At 71.7% G+C, this 2,433-nt stretch carries 2 protein-coding genes; both read right to left on the bottom strand.

What is annotated here, in order from left to right; genetic code table 11:
• Positions 1–160: 160 nt before the first annotated feature.
• On the bottom strand, positions 161–1,402 hold the full coding sequence (locus E2E34_RS33405) for an XRE family transcriptional regulator (protein ID WP_138905582.1): 1,242 nt from the start codon (positions 1,400–1,402) through the stop codon (positions 161–163).
• Positions 1,403–1,909: 507 nt separating this feature from the next.
• A partial coding sequence (locus tag E2E34_RS33400) for a DUF3017 domain-containing protein (RefSeq protein ID WP_138905581.1) occupies positions 1,910–2,433 on the bottom strand: 524 nt, incomplete at its 5' end.

The raw sequence follows: 2,433 nt of genomic DNA, 5'->3' as shown, positions 1-2,433 counted from the left end.
AAGCCTCTTCCCTACGTCGCCTACTACTCTTTGCCCTTATTCTTCTTTTTTTTCAACCAGAAGACGGCATCCGAGTTCAGCGCTAGTCTCGTGGGCTCGGAGATGTGTATAAGCGACATTCACGGCACCGCGCCGCACAGCCCCGCCCCGCACCAGGCCACTACTGCGCAGTGGCGCAGCCCTTCACACCCGAGGCGAGCGTCGCGCACGCCTTGGCGTCGGCGGCCTTTCCGACGGCCACCATCGGGGTGTACGCGTCCTTGTCGGCGTCGACCAGGCCGTTCTGGGCCTTCGGTTCAGCGGCTCCGCCTGCCCCGCCGGCCGTCTCCGAGGCGATCTCCACCTTGTCGCCGACCGTGGCCTGCGTGATACGGGCCCACGCCGCCCCGCACGTCTTGCTGTACCGGACCTCGACGAAGGCGGTGCCCACCGTGGCGCTGGCCGTCGTCTTGGCGAACTCGCCGCCGCAGCCCATGGTCTCGGGGTCCTCGCCCGTGCAGTCGTCACCGCTGCACTTGACGCCGGCGGGCAGCTCGGGGGCCGAAGTGGACGGTTCGGCCGTCGGCTTGTCCTTCGCGACGGGGTCCTTGCCCGTACCGCCCAGGTCGGTCAGCAGTACGGCGGCGGCTATCACCAGCAGCGCGCCCACGACGCCCGCGAGGAACATGGTGACCTTCCGGCGCCTGCGCCGGCCGTCCGGCGAACCCACGGCCGAACCGGAACCGGAACCCGCACGGAGGCCCGAGCCCGCGCCAGCGCCAGCACCAGCACCCAAGCCGCCGCCCGCGCCGGGCCCCGCCCCCGCTCCCCTGCCGTTCTGCTGCGGGGGTACGGCGTAGCCCTGCGGCACGCCCGTCGACGTACGCCCCGCCCCACGCGAACCGGCACCCGCACCCGAGGCAGCACCCGAGGCAACACCGAGGGAGTCAGCACCGAGGGAGCCCGCGCCCGGGCCCATCCCCGTACCGCCGTACCCGCCGCCGGCGACCGCGCCCGGACCGGTCGGGTCCGTCGTGGCGCGCCGGCCCGGCCGGCCGCCCTTGGCGGGCGCCGGGGTCTGATCGAACTCGCCCAGCGCGGCGCGCGCCTGCGAGATGCGTATCGCTTCCATCGTCATGTCGTGGCGCATCTCGGAACGGCTCCAGGCACGCTCCGCGAGCTCCCACATGGTGGTCAGGTGTCCGGCGTTCGTACCGGTCACCTCGGCGAGCGCGAGGACCGCGCCCTTGGGCGCGAGCAGCCGCCCGTTCAGATAGCGCTCCCAGGACGTCTTGCTGTACCCGGTCCGGTCCGCCACGGCGGCGACGCTGAGTCCGCTGCGGTCGACCAGCCGACGCAGCTGACTGGCGAACTCCTTGACCTGCGGATCGAGATCCTCCGGTAGAGCTTTCCAACGAGGCATTGCTTCCCCCTTGTCCCCCCGTACGTGCCTGATGTGCCCCGTGCTCTCGTGTCCCCCTGCCACGCGCCCTTTCGCGGTCCGCGTTCCGGACCAACAAGAGGGATGCGCGAAACCAGGATGTCAGTTCCTGGGGTAGGAGCGCACGGGAGCACTCGGGCGTCTGGCGCGCCCCTTGCGCGCCCCTACCCGATCCCCGGAACAGTGTCCCACCGCGAGGGCTCGGCGCGATCCGTAGCCCCTTCTGTCACAGCGTGATCACGTGGTGGCGGAATGGTCACCTCCGTGCCACAGGGACCCGACACCCCTTGATCGGAATTGGCGCGTCCATGACGCTGAAAGCCGTGCCGTCGCCCGCCCTTCCTCGGGGGAGAGGGCGGGCGACGGACGCCAGGCCGAGCGACGCACCGTGAGAACGGCTCAAAGCCCACGCCGCGACAAGGCTCGCGCACGCCGTGAACGCGGTGCCCTAGCGCCGCGAACTCGCTGCCCTCGCGCCGCGAACGCGGCTCAGCGCACCGTGAAGCGGACCGCCTGCTCCAGCAGCGGGATCTCCAGCCAGGGCCCGGGCTGCGCCATCAGCGCGAGCATGACGATCACGAAACCGAGCACGCCGTACGTCGCCATGTCCGTGAAGCGCGAGCGCACGGCCAGCATGCCGACCGAAGGGATAAAGCGGCGCAGTACGGCTCCGGAGATCAGCGCCAGGCCGATCAGCAATGTGCCCAGCCGGAAGCCGATGCCGAAGGCGTCGACCGCCACGAGCAGCAGCCCGAGCGCGGTCGTACCGAGCACCGCCAGGAACGGCCACTGCCGGACCGGAGCCGCCGCGTCGCCCGGGGCGGCGCGGCCGCCGCCCTCAGGCCGGGCGGTGTCCCGGGTGAACAGCGGGAAGCGCCGCGTGGTGCGGACAGGGCCGTCCGGCCCGGGGGCGCTGACGACGCCCTTCGCCGCCGGCTCGGCCTCGGGCGCACCAGCACCACCCTCAAGCTCACCGGCACCAGCACCAGCACCAGCACCAAGCCCACCAGCAC

Source organism: Streptomyces albidochromogenes (genome assembly GCF_005981925.1).
GTDB classification, from domain to species: domain Bacteria; phylum Actinomycetota; class Actinomycetes; order Streptomycetales; family Streptomycetaceae; genus Streptomyces; species Streptomyces albidochromogenes.
The sequence above is the reverse complement of the archived record's forward strand: the minus strand, read 5'-3'. Positions and strand labels throughout refer to the sequence as shown.